Here is a 15248-nt window from a genome sequence, read left to right on the forward strand (position 1 = left end):
GAGTCCTCACCGGAGGTCCCGCGACACGCCTCAGGGGAGCACTCTGCACAGGGCGTCCAGCGCCCCCGACCAGGCGTGGTCCGCGGGTGTGCCGTAGCCCACGACCAGGGCGTCCGACGGCTCGGTGGCGGCGTCCGCGTGGCGGTAGCGGGTCAGTCCGTGCAGCAGCAGGCCCTGCCAGGTCGCCGCCTGGACCACCGACCGCTCGGTGCCGGGCGGGAGTTGGAGGACGGCGTGGAGGCCGGCCGCGATGCCGGTGGCGCGTACCGACGGGGCGTGGGAGGCGAGCGCCGCGACGAGTTGGTCACGACGGCGGCGATAGCGGAGGCGGGACGCGCGGACGTGACGGTCGTAGGCACCCGAGGCGATGAACTCCGCCAGGGTGAGCTGGTCCAGGACCCCGCACGACCAGTCCGTGGCGCCCTTCGCCGCCAGGACCTCCGGTACCAGCGAAGGCGGCAGGACCAGCCAGCCGAGCCGTAGCCCCGGCGCCAGGGACTTGCTCGCGGTACCCACGTACACGACGCGGTCGGGGTCGAGGCCCTGGAGCGCGCCCACCGGCTGGCGGTCGTAGCGGAACTCCCCGTCGTAGTCGTCCTCCATGATCAGCCCGCCGGTGCGCCGCGCCCAGTCCACGACGGCGGCCCGCCGGTCGGGCTGCAACAGCACGCCCATCGGGAACTGGTGAGAGGGCGTGAGCAGGACCGCCCGTACGCCGGCCAAGGCGTCCGCGCGCGCACCCGTCGCCGCCCCCACGGGCTGCCACGCCGCTCCAGCTCCAGCTCCAGCTCCAGCTCCAGCTCCAGCCAAGTCTCCGGTGCACGTGCCGCGTTCGTCGAACGGCAGCGGTACCGTCCGCAACCCCGCCGCCTCCGCGACCTGCCAGTGCAGATCGAGCCCGTACGACTCCACGGCGAGCGAGCGCAGCCCTCGTTGCCGCAGTACGGCACCGAGCAGCCGCAGGCCGTGCACGAAGCCGGAGCAGATGACGATGCGGTCGGGGTCGGTGCGTACGCCGCGGGCGCGGGCGAGGTAGGCGGCGAGTGCGGTGCGGAGTTCGACGCGGCCCCGTGGGTCGCCGTAGCCGAGGGCGTCGTAGGGTGCCGCGGACAGCGCGCGGCGGGCCGACTTGAGCCACTCGGCTCGGGGGAAGGAGGCGAGGTCGGGGTTGCCGGGTTCGAGGTTGTGCGTCGGCCCGCGGGGCGAGCGCGGCCGGGACGCCGTAGCCGAGTCCGGCGCCGCCACCACGGCCCGTGGTGCGACCCGCGTGCCCGAACCCTGGCGCGCGGTGAGCCAGCCCTCGGCGACGAGATCGGCGTACGCGTCGGCGACGGTGTTGCGCGCAATCCCCAGGTCGGCGGCGAGCGACCGCGAGGACGGCAGCCGCGTCCCCGGTGCGAGACGTCCGCCCCGCACAGCCTCGCGCAAGGCGTCCGTGAGTCCTCGGCGCACACGGGCGCCGCTCAGGTCGAGATGCAGATCGACGCCCAGAGTGGCCCAGGTTTTCGCCATGGAAATGGACCATATACGTGGGCTACTCCGACCGTAGGGTCGAGGACATGACTACGACGAACAACGCGGCCAAGGACACCTCGTACGTCCCCGAACACACCCCCCGTCTCGCGTGGGCCGAGCTCGCGCCCGACGTCTACAAGGCCATGATCAGGCTCGACACGGCGGCCCGGCGGGGCGTCGACCCCAAGCTCCTGGAACTGGTGAAGATCCGCGCGTCGCAGATCAACCACTGCGCCTTCTGCGTCGACATGCACTCCAAGGACGCGCTCGCGGCGGGCGAGAGCGTCGAGCGGATCATCCAGCTCAGCGCATGGGACGAGTCGCGGCACTTCTACACGGAGAAGGAAGTCGCGGCGCTCGCGCTGACCGAAGCGGTCACGGTACTCACGGACGGATTCGTGCCCGACGAGGTGTACGACGCGGCCGCCAAGTGCTTCGACGAGGCCGAGCTGGCGCAGCTGATCGCCGCGATCACGGTGATCAACGCATGGAACCGGTTCGGCGTGACCTGCCGCATGGTCGCGGGGCACTACCAGGCGGGCGAGCACAAGTGACGGCTCGCACGAAGCTCCTCGACCCCGAGGTCGGCAAGGCCATGGCCGCGCTGAGCGCCGCCGCGAAGAAGGGCCTGGGCGACCCCGGGCTCGCCGAACTGGTGCAGATCCGCGCCTCCCAGCTCAACCACTGCGCGTTCTGCCTCGACATGCACCTCGAACTGGCCCGCAAGCACGGTGTGGCCGAGAAACAGGTCGAGCTTCTGAACGCCTGGGAGGAGGCGGAGGACCTCTACAGCGAGCGCGAGCGGGCCGCGCTCGCGCTGACCGAAGCGGTCACGGTGCTCACGGAAGGCTTCGTGCCCGACGAGGTGTACGAGCGGGCGGCGCGGCACTTCGACGACGCCGAACTCGCCCATCTCATCGGGCTGATCACCGTGATCAACGGATGGAACCGGCTGATGGTCAGCCGGCGCGTTCCGCCGGGGGGCCACGCATGGTGAGCAAGGTCGAGGTCTTCCGCACGCTGCACCAGGACCGTGCACCGGGCGATCCTCCCCCACTGCCTTAACGGCGTGGGGGCACCCCCAGTCCTGCCCGGCCCGTGGGACGCCATCAGCGCGCTGGTCTTCGAGGCCGCCGGGTTCCCGGCGCTCGCGACGCCCAGCGCCGGGATCGCCGCCTCGCTCGGGTACGAGGACGGGGCCACGCCCGCCGACGAGATGTTCGCGGCGGTCGCCCGCGTCGTGCGGTCCGTCGACGTGCCCGTGTCGGCGGACGTCGAGGACGGCTACGGCCTGGCGCCCAAGGAGCTGGTGGAGCGGCTCCTGGAGACGGGCGCCGTCGGCTGCAACCTCGAGGACTCCCGGACGGGGGTCCTCAAGGACCCCCGGGAGCATGCCGACTGGCTCGCGGAGGTGCGGGCCGTCGCGGGCGACGCGTTGTTCGTCAACGCACGCGTCGACACGTTCTCGTGCGGGGACGCCGACCCCGAACGGGCCATCGAGCGGGCCGACTTGTACGTGGCGGCGGGCGCCGAGTGCGTGTATCCGATCGGAGCGCCGCTCGACGTCCTTCCGCAGTTGCGGGCCGGGATCGAGGTCCCGGTCAACGTGTACGCGTGGCCCGACGGCCCCGCGCTGGAGGGGCTGAGCGAACTCGCGGCGATGCGGGTGACGTTCGGTCCGCGCCTGCAGCGGTGGGCGGCCGAGGAGCTGGCCGGCTTCGCCCGCGCGTTGCGCGACGCCTGACAGCCACAGGTGTCGGACGCCGCGCGCCGGGCGTCACTTGGGCAGCCACGCCTTCCACGTCGACTCGTGGCTGCCCACCCACTTCTTCGCCGCCTCCTCGGGAGTCAGCTTCTGGTCGGCGATCATCAAGGAGACCGCGTTCTGGTCCTCGAGCGTCCACTTGAAGTTCTTCAGGAACGCGGCCGCCTTGCCGCCACCGCGGGCGAAGTCCGAGTTGAGGTACTTCTGCAGCGGGGTGTGCGGATACGCGCAGGCGACCTTCTCCGGGTCGGCGTCACAGCCCTCCTTGTACGCGGGCAGTTTCACCTCGGTCATGGGGACCTTCTCGAAGAGCCACTGCGGTTTGTACCAGTACGTGAGGAAGGGCTTCTTCTCCTTCGCGAACTGCCTGATCTGGGTGATCTGCGCCGCCTCCGAACCCGCGAACACCACCTGGTAGTCCAGGTTCAGGTTCGCCACCAGCGCCTTGTCGTTCGTCACGTAGGAGGGCGAGCCGTCCAGCAGCTGTCCCTTGCCGCCGCTCTCGGCCGTACGGAACTGGTCCGCGTACTTGTTGAGGTTCTTCCAGTTCGTGACGTCGGGGTGCTGCTTGGCGAAGTACGTCGGGACGAACCAGCCGATGTGCCCGGTGACCCCGAGGTCGCCGCCGGGCGTGATCGTCTTCTTGTCCTTGACGTACCGCGCCTCCTGGTCCGGGTGGCCCCAGTCCTCCAGGATCGCGTCGATCCGCCCCTGGCTGAGCGCGTCCCACGCGGGGACCTCGTCGACCTGGACGGTGTCCACGCGATAGCCGAGCTCGTGCTCCAGCAGGTACTGCGCGACGGCCACGTTGGCCTGGGCGCCCACCCACGACTGCACGGACAGGGTGACGGTCTTGGAGCCGGCCACGCCCGCGAAGGGCGAGGCCTGCTTGGTCATGTCGGCGGCCCCGCAACCGGTCAGCACCAGCAGGGAGGACACACCGGCAACGGCCGAGAGCATCTTCCTACGCATCTCAGGCCCCCTTCCTCGTACGGCGTTCCGTCGGCTGTGTCACCCGGTCGAGCATCAGGCCGAGGCACACGATCGCCGCGCCCGCGACGAGGCCGGTGGCCAGATCGCCCTGGGCGAGCCCGAACACGACGTCGTAGCCGAGCGCGCCGCCGCCGACCAGACCGCCGATGATGACGACGGCGAGGACCAGGACGACGCCCTGGTTGACGGCGAGGAGCAGCGCCGGACGGGCCAGCGGCAGCTGTACCTGCCGCAGTTGCTGCCAGTTCGTGGCGCCCAGCGAGCGCGAGGATTCCATCGCCGCCGGGCTCACCTGGCGCAGCCCCTGCGTGGTGATGCGTATGACGGCGGGGAGGGCGTAGACGACGGCGGCGGCGACGGCCGGGGCGCGGCCGACGCCGAACAGGGCGACGACGGGGATCAGGTACACGAACTGCGGCATCGTCTGGAACACGTCCAGTACGGGACGCAGCAGCCGTTCGAGGCGCTCGCTGCGCGCGGCGACGGCGCCGATGGCGAAGCCGACGACCAGCGTGACCGCCACGGCCGCCAGTACCTGCGAGAGCGTGTCGAGCGACGGCTTCCACACACCGAGCGCGCCGATCGCGGCCATCGCGAGGACGGCGGTGAGGGCCGTGCGCCAGGTGCCGATCAGCCAGGCGAGCGTGGCGACGATCAGCAGGACCGACCACCAGGGCAGGCCCTGCAGGCCGTCCCGCACGGGGTCCAGGACCCAGGTGGTGAAGTGGCCCGCCCAGTCGGCGGTGCCGCCCACGTAGGGGACGCCGGAGTAGAGGTGGGCGGTCATCCAGTCGACCGCGCGGTTCACCGGCTCGGCGATGTTCACGACCCAGCCCTGAGGCCAGTTGAGCCGGTCGGTGAAACGACCCGCGAGTGCTACGGCGACGGCGCCGACCGCCACGCAACCCCACCACACGAGGCCGGACTTGGCAGACGACGCGGAAGACCCGGAGTCTCCGAGCCGCTCCCCCGCCGCGCCCGTCACCCGGTCCAGGACGATCGCGAGCAGCACGATCGGGATGCTGGCCGCGAGCGCGGCGCCGACGTCGACCGAGGCGAGCGCCTGGTAGACGCGGTCGCCGAGGCCGCCCGCGCCGACGAGGGACGCGATGACGGCCATGGACAGGGCCATCATGATCGTCTGGTTGAGGCCGAGGAGGAGTTCCTTGCGGGCGAGCGGGAGGCGGGCGGTCAGCAGCCGCTGCCGTGCGGTGGTGCCCATGGACGCGACGGCCTCCATCACGCCGCCGTCGGCGCCCCGCAGGCCGAGCGCGGTGAGCCGGGCCATCGGCGGGGCCGCGTACACGACGGTGGCGATCACGGCCGCGGGGACGCCGATGCCGAAGATCAGCACGACCGGCAGGAGGTACGAGAAGGCCGGGAGGACCTGCATGGTGTCGAGTACGGGGCGCAGTGCGCGGTACGTACGGTCGGAGAGCCCCGCCGCCAGGCCGAGCAGCGCGCCGAGTACGACGGACGCGAGGACCGCGACCACCATGAGCGCGAGCGTCTGCATGGCGGGCACCCACATGTTGAGCAGCCCGCTGACGAGGAACGCGACGCCCGTACCGATCGCCAGCCGCACTCCGGCCACCCGCCACGCGATCAGCGCCGCCGCGGCTGTGACGCCCGCCCAGCCGGCGGCGAGCAGGACGACGTAGACGGCACGGACGGAGAGGACGACGGCGTTGGAGACGTGACCGAAGAAGTAGAGGAACAGCGGGTGGCTGTCACGGTTGTCGATGATCCAGTCGCTCGTCTTGGTGAGCGGGTCGGAGACGTCGACGGTCAGGGCTTCCGGCCATGTACCGCTCGCCCAGCGGGCGTTGACGACGGGTATGAGGACCGCCGCCACGACGGCGAGCAGCAGGAGCTTGCCGAAGGCGCGGTGTTTGACCACGCTTCTGGCCAGGGCCGCCGCGCCGGTGGCGGGAACGGCAGTGGTGGTGGCAGCCATCAAGCCACCCCCTCACCGGCGGACCGTGCGTCACGACTCTCCGCATCGGCATCGGGGACGGCATCGCCATCGGCATCGGGGACGGCGTCGGCGGGCCCACCCGTACCGTCGGCGGGCCGGCCCGTGCCCGCCACCACCCCGAGCAGCGCCTGGGAGTCGACGACGCCGAGGCATCGGCCCTCGTCCACCACCCGTGCCGGGCTTCCGGTGCGCGCGACCGCCTCGATGGCCTCGGAGACCGTCGTGTCCGGCGCCACGGCCGGACCGCGGTCGGCCTCGTCCCCGGACGCGGCCCGCATCGCCTTGCGTACCGTCATGACCTGCTCGCGCGGCACGTCCCGGACGAACTCGCGGACGTAGTCGTCGGCGGGCGAGCCGACGATCTCCTCGGGCGTGCCGAGCTGGACGATGCGGCCGTCGCGCATGAGGGCGATGCGGTCGCCCAGGCGCAGGGCTTCGTTCAGGTCGTGGGTGATGAAGACCATCGTGCGGCCCTCCTCGCGGTGGAGCCGGATGACCTCCTCCTGCATATCGCGCCGGATCAGCGGGTCGAGCGCGCTGAACGGCTCGTCGAACAGCAGGACTTCGGGGTCGACGGCCAGCGCCCGCGCGAGACCGACCCGCTGCTGCTGGCCGCCCGACAGCTGTCCGGGCTTGCGCTGCTCCATGCCCTCCAGGCCGACCTTGGCGACGAACTCGGTCGCCTTCTTCCGGCGCTCCGCCTTGCCCACGCCCTGGATCTCCAGGCCGTACGCGATGTTGTCGAGCACCGACCGGTGCGGCAGCAGTCCGAAGTGCTGGAAGACCATCGAGGCGCGGTGACGGCGCAGTTCACGCAGGCGCGCCTTGTCCATCGCGCGTACGTCCTCGCCGTCGATCGAGATGGTCCCCGCCGTCGGCTCGATGAGGCGCGTCAGACAGCGTACGAGCGTGGACTTGCCCGAGCCGGACAGGCCCATGACGACGAAGACCTCGCCCTTGCGGACCTCGAAGCCCACGTCCCGGACGGCGGCCGTGCAGCCGGTGCGGGCCCGCAGCTCGGCGGGGCCGAGGTCGGTGAGCGCCGAGTCGCCGGGTATGCGCTCGGCCTTCGGCCCGAAGACCTTCCACAGGCCGTCGACGGCGAAGACGGGCGAGCCGGCCTTACCGACGCCGCCGGACGAGGAAGAGGAAGCGGAAGCGGAGGAGGAAGAAGAGGGAGAGGAAGAGGAAGCAGTCGATGTAGTCGTCATCACGCGGCACCACCCATCAGGTCAACACATTTCTCACCGACCATGAGCACCCCGATCATCGGGTTCACGGCGGTCATCGTCGGGAAAACGGACGCGTCGGCGATGCGGATGCCGTCGAGTCCTCGGATCTTCAACTCGGGGTCGACGACCGCGAGTCGGTCGTCCGGGGCGCCCATACGGCAGGTACCCGCGGGGTGGTACACGGTGTGCGCCACCTTCCGCGCGTACTCGCTGAGCTCCTCGTCTCCCGTGACGTCGGGGCCGGGGCACACCTCACGCTTCAACCACCCGGCCAGCGGCTCCGACTTGGCGATCTCACGGGCGATGCGGATGCCGTCCACGAGAGTGCGGCCGTCGTAGTCCTCCTCGTCCGTGAAGTAACGGAAGTCGAGGGCGGGTTTCTCGGCCGGGTCGGCGCTGGTCAGGTACAGCCGCCCGCGGCTGCGCGGTTTGGGGATGTTGGGGGTCATCGAGACGCCGTGCGCGGGGCGTTCGTAGCCGAGCCGTTCCGGGTTGTCCGTGAACGGGATTTGGTAGAAGTGGAACATCAGGTCCGGACCCGCGCTTTGGGGATCACGGCGCACGAACAGGCCGGCGTCGGAGTCCATCGCCGAGTTCTCGGGAATCGGCCCGTTCGTCTCCCAGACGATGACCGACTCGGGATGGTCGAGCAGGTTCTCGCCGACACCGGGCAGATCGTGCACGACGGGGATACCGAGCCGCTCCAGGTCCTCCTTGGGCCCGACACCGGAGTGGAGGAGCAGCCGGGGCGAGTCCACCGCGCCCGCGCACAGCAGGACTTCGCTCTTCGCGCGTACGAGGATCTCCTCCCCGTCCTTCGTGCGGACGTGCACACCCTGCGCGCGCGTCCCGTCGAGCTCCAGCTTGTACGCCCAGGTCTCCAGGAAGATGCGGAGGTTGGGCCGCTCGTCCATGACGGGGTGCAGATACGCGACCGACGCGCTCGAGCGCTTGTTGTTCTCCGGGTGGTACGCGAGATCGAAGAACCCGACGCCTTCGTTGAACGGCTTCTTGTTGAAGCCCTCGACGCGTGGCACGCCCAGAGCGGCCTGGGCGGCGTCGACGAAGTCGCGGGCGATCGCGTTCCGGTCCTTCTCGTCGACGGCGACGACGTTGTTGCGCAGCCGGGCGTAGTACGCCTCCATGGGCACCGCGCCCCAGCCCTTGGCGCCCGCCGCCTCCCACTCGTCCCAGTCGGACGGCAGCGGCTTGAACGCGATGAGCGTGTTGTGCGAGGAGCAGCCGCCGAGGACACGGGCGCGGCTGTGCCGGATGTGCGAGTTGCCGCGCGGCTGCTCGGTCGTCGGATAGTCGTAGTCCAGGTCCCCGCCGAGCAGGCCCATCCAGCGGCGCAGGGTCAGGACGTCCTCGCGGTCGACGTCGCTGGGGCCGCCCTCGATGACGGCGACGGTGACGTCCGGGTTCTCGGTCAGGCGGGATGCGATGACAGAGCCCGCGGTACCGCCGCCGATGACGACGTAGTCGTACGTGTGCTCTTGGTCAGGCATGGGGAGCTGCTCCTCTGGGTCGTGCAAGGTGCTGCGCTTGGGGAGTGGGGGACGGGGGTGGACGTGGTCTCGCGCAGGGCTCAGCCGGATCGGGCGGCCGGCCGGACCCGGTGGCCGGCCGGACCCGGCGGTCAGCGGGACCCGGTGGTCAGCCGGCGAACCACCGCACCGGCTGGGGCGCGAGGTTCTGGTACACGTGCTTGGTCTCGCGGTACTCGGCAAGACCCGCGGGTCCGAGCTCCCGCCCGACGCCGCTCTTGCCGAAGCCGCCCCACTCCGCCTGCGGGAGGTAGGGGTGGAAGTCGTTGATCCACACGGTGCCGTGCCGCAGTCGTCCGGCCACGCGCCGGGCGCGGCCCGCGTCGGCGGTCCAGACGGCGCCCGCGAGCCCGTACTCGGTGTCGTTGGCGAGCTCGACGGCCTCGTCCTCGGTGCGGAAGGTCTCGACGGTCAGGACGGGCCCGAAGACCTCCTCGCGTACGACCTTCATCTCGCGGTGGCACCGGTCGAGGACGGTCGGCTCGTAGAAGTAGCCGGTGGCGGGCCGTACGTCGGACGGCTCGGGCCGCTTCCCGCCGGCCCGCAGCATGGCGCCCTCCGCCAGGGCGGAGGCCACGTATGCCTCGGTCTTCTCGCGCTGCTGCTCGGAGACGAGCGGCCCGCACTCGACACCGTCCTCGGTGCCGCGGCCGAGCTTGATCCTCTCTGCGCGGCGGGCGATCTCGGCGACGAAGCGTTCGCGTACGGACTCCTCGACGATGAGGCGTCCGCCGGCGGAGCACACCTGGCCGCTGTGGATGAAGGCGGCGTTGAGGGCCTGGTCGACGGCGGTGTCGAACCCTTCCTCCGTGGCGCAGGCGTCGGCGAAGACGACGTTGGGGTTCTTGCCGCCGAGTTCGAGGGCGGCCTTCTTCACGGTGACGGCGGCGGCCTGCGCGACCTTGACTCCGCTGATGAGGCCGCCGGTGAAGGACACGAGGTCGACCCCCGGGTGCTCGGCGAGCCGGGCGCCGACCGAATGCCCGGGCCCGGTCACGATGTTGGCGACACCGGCGGGCAGCCCGGCCTCGACGAGCAGCTCCACGAGGGCGATCGTGGTCAGCGGAGTGATCTCACTCGGCTTGATGACGAACGTGTTGCCCGCGGCGAGCGCGGGCGCGACCTTCCAACTCGCCTGGAGCAGCGGATAGTTCCACGGCGTGATCATGGCGCACACGCCGACGGGTTCATGCACGACGACGCTGTGAATGTCATCGGACCCCGCATCGACGACCCGTCCCCCGCCCTCTCCGACGACGAGGTCGGCGAAGTACCGGAAGGCGTCGGCGACACAGTCGATGTCCACGCGCCCCTCTTCGACCGTCTTGCCCGCGTCGCGGCTCTCCAGGAGTCCGAGCCGCTCCCGGTCGCGTACGAGGAGGTCGGCGACGCGACGCAGGAGTCCGGCGCGCTCGGCGACGGGGGTGCGGGGCCAGGGTCCTTCGTCGAAGGCCCGGCGGGCCGCGGCGACGGCCGCGTCCGCGTCCTGCCCGTCACCCTCCGCGACCACGGCGAACGGCTTGGCATCCGCCGGGTCGAGAATCTCCCGTGTGGCCCCGGCAACGGCTTCGAGCCACTCCCCGCCCACGTGAATGGTCTGCTGCGCCTGTCGTTCCGCTGGTCCCGCCATGATCGGTGTTGCCTTCCGTTCCTGATCCGTGCCCCCGTGTCACACCCCGTGGCACTCCTGGGGCGGAGTGCCCCTGCCCCCTGACCGTCGGTACATGCACAATCCGTGGCTGAAAGTGCGCTGAGTCACTGAAAGTGAGCCGCTCAGCCTGCGCCGACCACCGAAAGGCTGCCCGTGCCATCGACATCATCCTGATCTTTGACTAAAGTCAAAGAAGTATGGAGCCAGTGTCAGCGGAGCATGTGACGACCCTGCGTCGCTTCAATCGCTACTTCACCCGGCGTATCGGCGCGCTCGACGACCACTATCTGGGCCAGGACCGGCCACTCGGTGAGGCGCGGTTGCTGTTCGAGATCGGGGACGGGGTCTCGCTGCGGGAGCTGCGCGGCCGGCTCGGGCTGGATGCCGGGTATCTGAGCCGGATGGCCCGCGCGCTGGAGGCCCAGGGGCTCGTACGCATCACCGTGCATCCGAAGGACACCCGGCAGCGGCTCGCGGAGCTCACCCCGGCCGGGCACGTCGAGGTGAAGGAGCAGAACCGGCGGGCCAACCACCTCGCCGAGGGGCTGCTCAAGGGTCTTACGCCGCCCCAGCGGGGACAGTTGACCGAGGCCCTCGGCTCCGCCCAGCGGCTGCTGCGGCTCGCCGCGATCAGCGTCGAGGTCGTCGACGGGGCCGCACCCGACGCCCGCGCCTGCCTCGACGCCTACGCCGCCGACATCGACGAACGGTTCCCCGAAGGCTTCGACCCGGCGTCCCTCGTACGACCGCATGAGGTGTCGGGGGACACCGGCGCCTTTCTCGTCGCGTACGAGGAAGGGCGTCCCGTGGGATGCGGGGCGCTGCGGCGGCTCGAAGCCGGCGTCGGCGAGATCCGGCACGTGTGGGTGCACCCGGACGCCCGTCGCCTGGGCCTCGCCCGGCGTCTGCTCGACGCGCTGGAACGGCAGGCCACGCAGCGCGGGTACGAGATCGTACGCCTCGACACGCATGCCTCCCTCACCGAGGCGCAGGCCATGTACCGGGCGTGCGGGTACGCCGAGATCCCTCGGTACGACGCGAACGTGTACGCCGCGTACTGGTTCGAGAAGCGGCTCGGGCGCTGAGGACCAGGACTACCGCTGCGACGCCGCCGCCGCGTGCTTGGCCAGTTGCACCGCCGACTTCAGGCTCAGCCCCGGCGCCGCCTCGCGCAGCACCTTGATCGCCTGTACGGAGTCGGGTGCTCCCTCGTACCCCGCCGCGGCGAGGCGTTCGTGGACCCAGCGGGCGAACAGGTCGGCGTCCTCGGCCGCCGCGGCCTGCTCGATGAGGGCGGCGGCCCGCTCCAGGCCCGGCCGCTCCTCGGGCGAGGCCTCGTCGAGCGCCCAGCGCACCCGCGCGGCGATGACATCGGCGTCCCGGAGGACGAGGACGTTCAGGTCTGGTTGCTGGGATCGTCCGAACATGGGCCCATGCTCGACGCAAACCACCTTGCGGATCAAGGAAGTTGAGCAGCTTCTGAGCCGGGCTCGGTCGGCGGATCCGTCGGCCGCTCAGTCTGCGGCTCAGTCGGCGGCTCTGTGGGCGGCTCGGTCGGCGGGCTCAGCCGCTGGCCGGTTCCGGGCACTCCGTGTCCGGTGGGCAGAACCAGCTCAACGCCGCGTCCAGAACTTCCTGTTCGTCGTCGTAGCCGTCCGCCGCCGGGCCGTAGGAGGTCAGTGCGTACAGCTGGCCGTCCACGGATTCGAAGCGGTGGTCGATGACGTGCCAGGTGCCGCCGATGTCGCTCTCGCCCCTGAGGGAGTCGGCGAGGTATTCGAGGCGGGCGGCCGGGCGGCCGTCCTCGTCGAGGGGGTCCAGGGAGAGCTGGTCGAAACCCTGGGGCGTTGCGTTCGGGTCCGACACGTACTCCTGAAGGGATGCGTACGGGGTGGCCTCCCGCACCTTGTAGATCTGGAGGCGGCGGGAGCCGTCGGCGCTGCGGTAGTGGACGACGCGAAAGCCGTGCTGGGAGTCGCTCGTCGTGCGGTTCCAGTCCTTGTTGACGGCCACCCGGAAGCCATACGGGTCCGCCACGGCCGCGTATCCGAAGGGCGGTCCGCCCGTCGGGCTCGGCGACGCCGTGCCCTCGGTGCCGGTGCCGTCCGTGCCGTCCTTCTTGGTGTTCTGTTCGGGCGGGACCTCACGGGCCACGAAGTACCCCGCCGGCTGCGGCTCGTCCTTCCAGCCCAGCGCCCAGGTGCCGAAGGCCAGTCCGCAGACCGAGAGCCCCACGACGGCGCCGCGCAGCACCTGGCGCTGGAGCGCCGCGTCGCGTCGCTGGAGCGCGACGATCCGCTGTTCCTCGTCCGGCCCCGCCCACTCCTGACGGTCGGCGTCGAAGACCTTCACCATGGTTCGCCGTCCTTCCGGCAGCTCGGCGCTCAACGCTGCAGGAGCTGGGTGATCGCCTGGGTGACGGCGGTCACGGACGCGGCGGTCGCCGCGGCGGGACCGTAGGCCTCCAGGCGGGCCCGCAGCCGGGTGAGCGGGCCGTGTCCGCTGCGCCCTGTGCGGGCGATCTCGCCCTCCACCACGGCCAGTTCGGCGCCGAGCGCTTCGCTCTCAGCCGTGTGCTCCTGCTGCTGCCCGAGTTCGGTGCGCAGCGTCCGTACGGCGGTGAGCAGCTGCGCGTACCCCGGTTCGGCCGTCACGACCGTGTAGTTGGTGGACTCGGCCTTGCCGTGCGCGCCGAAGGCCTGGGAGCCCCCGCTGACCGTCCCGATCTGGACGTGCGCCCCGCCGTCCGTCTCGAACGCCCCGCCGCTGTCCCCGCCGGTGCTCATACCGTGCTCCTCTCCGTGTGCGTGGCCTGGCCGTGCGAGCCCGTGGCGAGTGCGCCGCCGGACATCTCCTTGATGTAGAGCCCGCTGTTGTGGATGTTCGTGATGTTCTGCTCCAGGCGGTCGGTGCGGTAGCCGTGCGCCCGCAGGGCGTCCCGTACGCCCTCGCCGATCCGGTCCTGGAGGGTCCTGACGTAACGGGCGACGTCCATCTCCTGGAAGAGGGACAGCTCGTCGGTGCTGGCCAGCTGGCGCAGCGACATCAAGGGGGCGTCGGGGGCCGCCTGTTCGGGACGGGCCGACCACCGGCGCAGCACGGAGCGGAGGGCGCGCAGGGCGGCAAGTCCGGTCGCCACGCCGACCGAGGGAGCGTCGATCAGGGCGCGCGCCGCGTCCCGCAGCGGGCCTTCCGGCTCGGATCCCACGATCGCGTCGATCTCCCGGAACTCCGGCACGATCGGTCCGAGCACATGCGGCACCACTTCGAGGACCAGCATGCCGCCCTGGGTGTGCACCCGGACGAGAAGCGAGACGACGACCTGCTCGTTCCAGGCGCCGACCCTGATCCGCAGGAAGTGACGGCGTGCCTCACCGCCCTCGCCCACCGACTCGCCCAGGTGGCGTTCGACCTGCGCGGAGTCGTACACGACGGCGGTCCGGCCGTCGCCCAGGCCGGTGGAGACCGGTTCGTCGCGGCCCACACCGGACGGGAGGTAGACGAACTCCTCGATCTCCAGGTCCCGCAGCCGGTCCCGGCCGGTACCGGTGTCCCCGGCGGACTTCTTCAATGCCTTCAGCCGGGGCTCGATCATGCCGATGACCTCACGCGCGGTGAGCTGCGCGGCCGCCGGGCGCGGACCCGGTACGCCGCCGTCCTCCCCCGCCTCCCTGTGCCGCAGTTCCAGTACGACCGACCAGGGTTTGCGGGGCGATCCGGCGCCGACGAAGGGACGGTTGGCGTCGTAGAGGGTGAGCGAGGCGTCCTGCTCCCGGCGGATGCGCCCGGCGAGGTCCGCGTAGCGGTCGGGCAGGTCGGGCGGCGGCGTCTCGGCGAACGTCTGGCGGGCCAGCGCCGTGCGCAGCGTCTGCTTCCGCAGCCACTGGTGGCGCCAGACGACGACGGCCAGCAGCAGCGGGAAGATCACCGGGTACGGCGTGTCGGCGATTCCGCCCCAGGCCTCCCACCAGTACCGGAAGACGGTCACCCAGGCGGACGCGGTGACCAGCCATGCGAAGCGCCGCCGTAACCAGGCCAGCCAGGGGGGCAGGGGCACCCGCGGGAGCACGGCGGTGTCCCTGCCCCGGCCGGAGAAGATCCGCGCGAACCACAGCAACAGGACGACCGCCGCGTACGACGCCGCCCAGCCGCCCGGGACGAGCCCGCCGAACAGGCCCGGCGCGCCCGTCCCGGCCGACTCGAAGGCGAGCGCGAGGGAGTCGTCGGCGGACAGCCCGGAGTCGCCGCCGGAGCTGTCCTCCGCGGCGTCCCAGATCATCACCACGTCGCTGACCAGGAAACCGGCCCACACCGCGAGCAGCAGCAGGGCGGTGCGCACCTCGTCGCGTCGGGCGCGCAGCGCGTGCGCGAGGACGGGCAGGACATCCGCGCCGAGCGGCGGCGCCACCGGGCGCTCCGCGTGTCCGACGAGTTCGTCGATGACCTGTCTACGGAACCCCGCGTCCAGATGGGCCCCCGCGCACAACAGCCTGGTGGCCTCGGTGTGGCCACAGCGCCGCCTCGACGGTTCGCTCCCCATGTTCCCGACACTCCTGTTGCCGCAGGT

The 15248-nt window shown here is 71.3% G+C and carries 13 protein-coding genes and 1 pseudogene; 4 read left to right on the forward strand and 10 right to left on the reverse strand.

Annotation, left to right across the window (positions count from 1 at the left end; translation table 11 throughout):
- Nucleotides 1-30 precede the first annotated feature (30 nt).
- Nucleotides 31-1512, reverse strand: a complete 1482-nt coding sequence (gene pdxR, locus FGD71_RS12980) for a MocR-like pyridoxine biosynthesis transcription factor PdxR (protein WP_119100573.1) — start codon at nt 1510-1512, stop codon at nt 31-33.
- Nucleotides 1513-1559: 47 nt separating this feature from the next.
- Here pdxR and FGD71_RS12985 point away from each other — a divergent pair, with 47 nt between their 5' ends.
- From FGD71_RS12985 to FGD71_RS12995, 3 genes and pseudogenes are all read left to right on the forward strand, one after another.
- Nucleotides 1560-2069, forward strand: a complete 510-nt coding sequence (locus tag FGD71_RS12985) for a carboxymuconolactone decarboxylase family protein (protein WP_119100619.1) — start codon at nt 1560-1562, stop codon at nt 2067-2069.
- The gene (locus tag FGD71_RS12990; protein ID WP_119100574.1) at nt 2066-2512 is read left to right on the forward strand and encodes a carboxymuconolactone decarboxylase family protein; all 447 of its coding nucleotides are present in this window, start codon (nt 2066-2068) and stop codon (nt 2510-2512) included. The genes FGD71_RS12985 and FGD71_RS12990 overlap by 4 nt, the downstream gene beginning before the upstream one ends.
- Nucleotides 2506-3259: pseudogene (locus FGD71_RS12995) on the forward strand (isocitrate lyase/PEP mutase family protein). Before FGD71_RS12990 ends, FGD71_RS12995 begins: the two are co-directional and overlap by 7 nt.
- Before the next feature lie 33 nt (nt 3260-3292).
- Here FGD71_RS12995 and FGD71_RS13000 read toward each other — a convergent pair.
- The 5 genes from FGD71_RS13000 to FGD71_RS13020 form a co-directional block, all read right to left on the reverse strand.
- Nucleotides 3293-4252, reverse strand: a complete 960-nt coding sequence (locus tag FGD71_RS13000) for an ABC transporter substrate-binding protein (protein ID WP_119100576.1) — start codon at nt 4250-4252, stop codon at nt 3293-3295.
- A 1-nt stretch (nt 4253) separates the two neighbouring features.
- On the reverse strand, nt 4254-6230 hold the full coding sequence (locus tag FGD71_RS13005) for an ABC transporter permease (protein WP_119100577.1): 1977 nt from the start codon (nt 6228-6230) through the stop codon (nt 4254-4256).
- Entirely contained in the window at nt 6230-7462 is a 1233-nt protein-coding gene (locus FGD71_RS13010) for a quaternary amine ABC transporter ATP-binding protein (protein ID WP_119100578.1), read from the reverse strand. Before FGD71_RS13010 ends, FGD71_RS13005 begins: the two co-directional genes overlap by 1 nt.
- The gene (locus FGD71_RS13015; protein ID WP_119100579.1) at nt 7462-8991 is read right to left on the reverse strand and encodes a GMC family oxidoreductase; all 1530 of its coding nucleotides are present in this window, start codon (nt 8989-8991) and stop codon (nt 7462-7464) included. Before FGD71_RS13015 ends, FGD71_RS13010 begins: the two co-directional genes overlap by 1 nt.
- A 148-nt stretch (nt 8992-9139) precedes the next feature.
- Complete coding sequence (locus tag FGD71_RS13020; RefSeq protein WP_119100580.1) at nt 9140-10660, reverse strand: aldehyde dehydrogenase family protein; 1521 nt, start codon at nt 10658-10660, stop codon at nt 9140-9142.
- A gap of 218 nt (nt 10661-10878) precedes the next feature.
- On the opposite strand from FGD71_RS13020, the gene FGD71_RS13025 reads away from it, so the two are divergent.
- Nucleotides 10879-11766 carry a bifunctional helix-turn-helix transcriptional regulator/GNAT family N-acetyltransferase gene (locus tag FGD71_RS13025; protein ID WP_119100581.1) on the forward strand — a complete coding sequence of 296 codons (888 nt, stop codon included), beginning with the start codon at nt 10879-10881 and terminating at the stop codon, nt 11764-11766.
- Between the two features lie 9 nt (nt 11767-11775).
- Here the strand turns inward: FGD71_RS13025 and FGD71_RS13030 are convergent, their stop codons facing one another.
- The 4 genes from FGD71_RS13030 to FGD71_RS13045 form a co-directional block, all read right to left on the reverse strand.
- A complete protein-coding gene (locus tag FGD71_RS13030) occupies nt 11776-12108 on the reverse strand; it encodes a hypothetical protein (protein ID WP_119100582.1) in 333 nt (110 codons plus the stop codon).
- A 136-nt stretch (nt 12109-12244) separates the two neighbouring features.
- Nucleotides 12245-13036: a hypothetical protein gene (locus tag FGD71_RS13035; RefSeq protein WP_119100583.1), complete on the reverse strand. Its 792-nt coding sequence runs from the start codon at nt 13034-13036 to the stop codon at nt 12245-12247.
- 29 nt (nt 13037-13065) lie between these two features.
- The gene (locus FGD71_RS13040) at nt 13066-13467 is read right to left on the reverse strand and encodes a hypothetical protein (protein WP_119100584.1); all 402 of its coding nucleotides are present in this window, start codon (nt 13465-13467) and stop codon (nt 13066-13068) included.
- Nucleotides 13464-15221 (reverse strand): hypothetical protein, encoded by a 1758-nt coding sequence (locus tag FGD71_RS13045; protein ID WP_119100585.1) that lies wholly within the window; start codon nt 15219-15221, stop codon nt 13464-13466. The genes FGD71_RS13040 and FGD71_RS13045 overlap by 4 nt, the downstream gene beginning before the upstream one ends.
- Nucleotides 15222-15248: the final 27 nt, after the last annotated feature.

This window comes from Streptomyces sporangiiformans (assembly GCF_005768555.2).
GTDB lineage: Bacteria > Actinomycetota > Actinomycetes > Streptomycetales > Streptomycetaceae > Streptomyces > Streptomyces sporangiiformans.

Coding starts and splice junctions, on each gene's coding strand:
- pdxR (WP_119100573.1), bottom strand. CDS start 1,512: ATGGCGAAAACCTGGGCCACTCTGGGCGTCGATCTGCATCTCGACCTG.
- FGD71_RS12985 (WP_119100619.1), top strand. CDS start 1,560: ATGACTACGACGAACAACGCGGCCAAGGACACCTCGTACGTCCCCGAA.
- FGD71_RS13000 (WP_119100576.1), bottom strand. CDS start 4,252: ATGCGTAGGAAGATGCTCTCGGCCGTTGCCGGTGTGTCCTCCCTGCTG.
- FGD71_RS13005 (WP_119100577.1), bottom strand. CDS start 6,230: ATGGCTGCCACCACCACTGCCGTTCCCGCCACCGGCGCGGCGGCCCTG.
- FGD71_RS13010 (WP_119100578.1), bottom strand. CDS start 7,462: ATGACGACTACATCGACTGCTTCCTCTTCCTCTCCCTCTTCTTCCTCC.
- FGD71_RS13015 (WP_119100579.1), bottom strand. CDS start 8,991: ATGCCTGACCAAGAGCACACGTACGACTACGTCGTCATCGGCGGCGGT.
- FGD71_RS13020 (WP_119100580.1), bottom strand. CDS start 10,660: ATGGCGGGACCAGCGGAACGACAGGCGCAGCAGACCATTCACGTGGGC.
- FGD71_RS13025 (WP_119100581.1), top strand. CDS start 10,879: ATGGAGCCAGTGTCAGCGGAGCATGTGACGACCCTGCGTCGCTTCAAT.
- FGD71_RS13030 (WP_119100582.1), bottom strand. CDS start 12,108: ATGTTCGGACGATCCCAGCAACCAGACCTGAACGTCCTCGTCCTCCGG.
- FGD71_RS13035 (WP_119100583.1), bottom strand. CDS start 13,036: ATGGTGAAGGTCTTCGACGCCGACCGTCAGGAGTGGGCGGGGCCGGAC.
- FGD71_RS13040 (WP_119100584.1), bottom strand. CDS start 13,467: ATGAGCACCGGCGGGGACAGCGGCGGGGCGTTCGAGACGGACGGCGGG.
- FGD71_RS13045 (WP_119100585.1), bottom strand. CDS start 15,221: ATGGGGAGCGAACCGTCGAGGCGGCGCTGTGGCCACACCGAGGCCACC.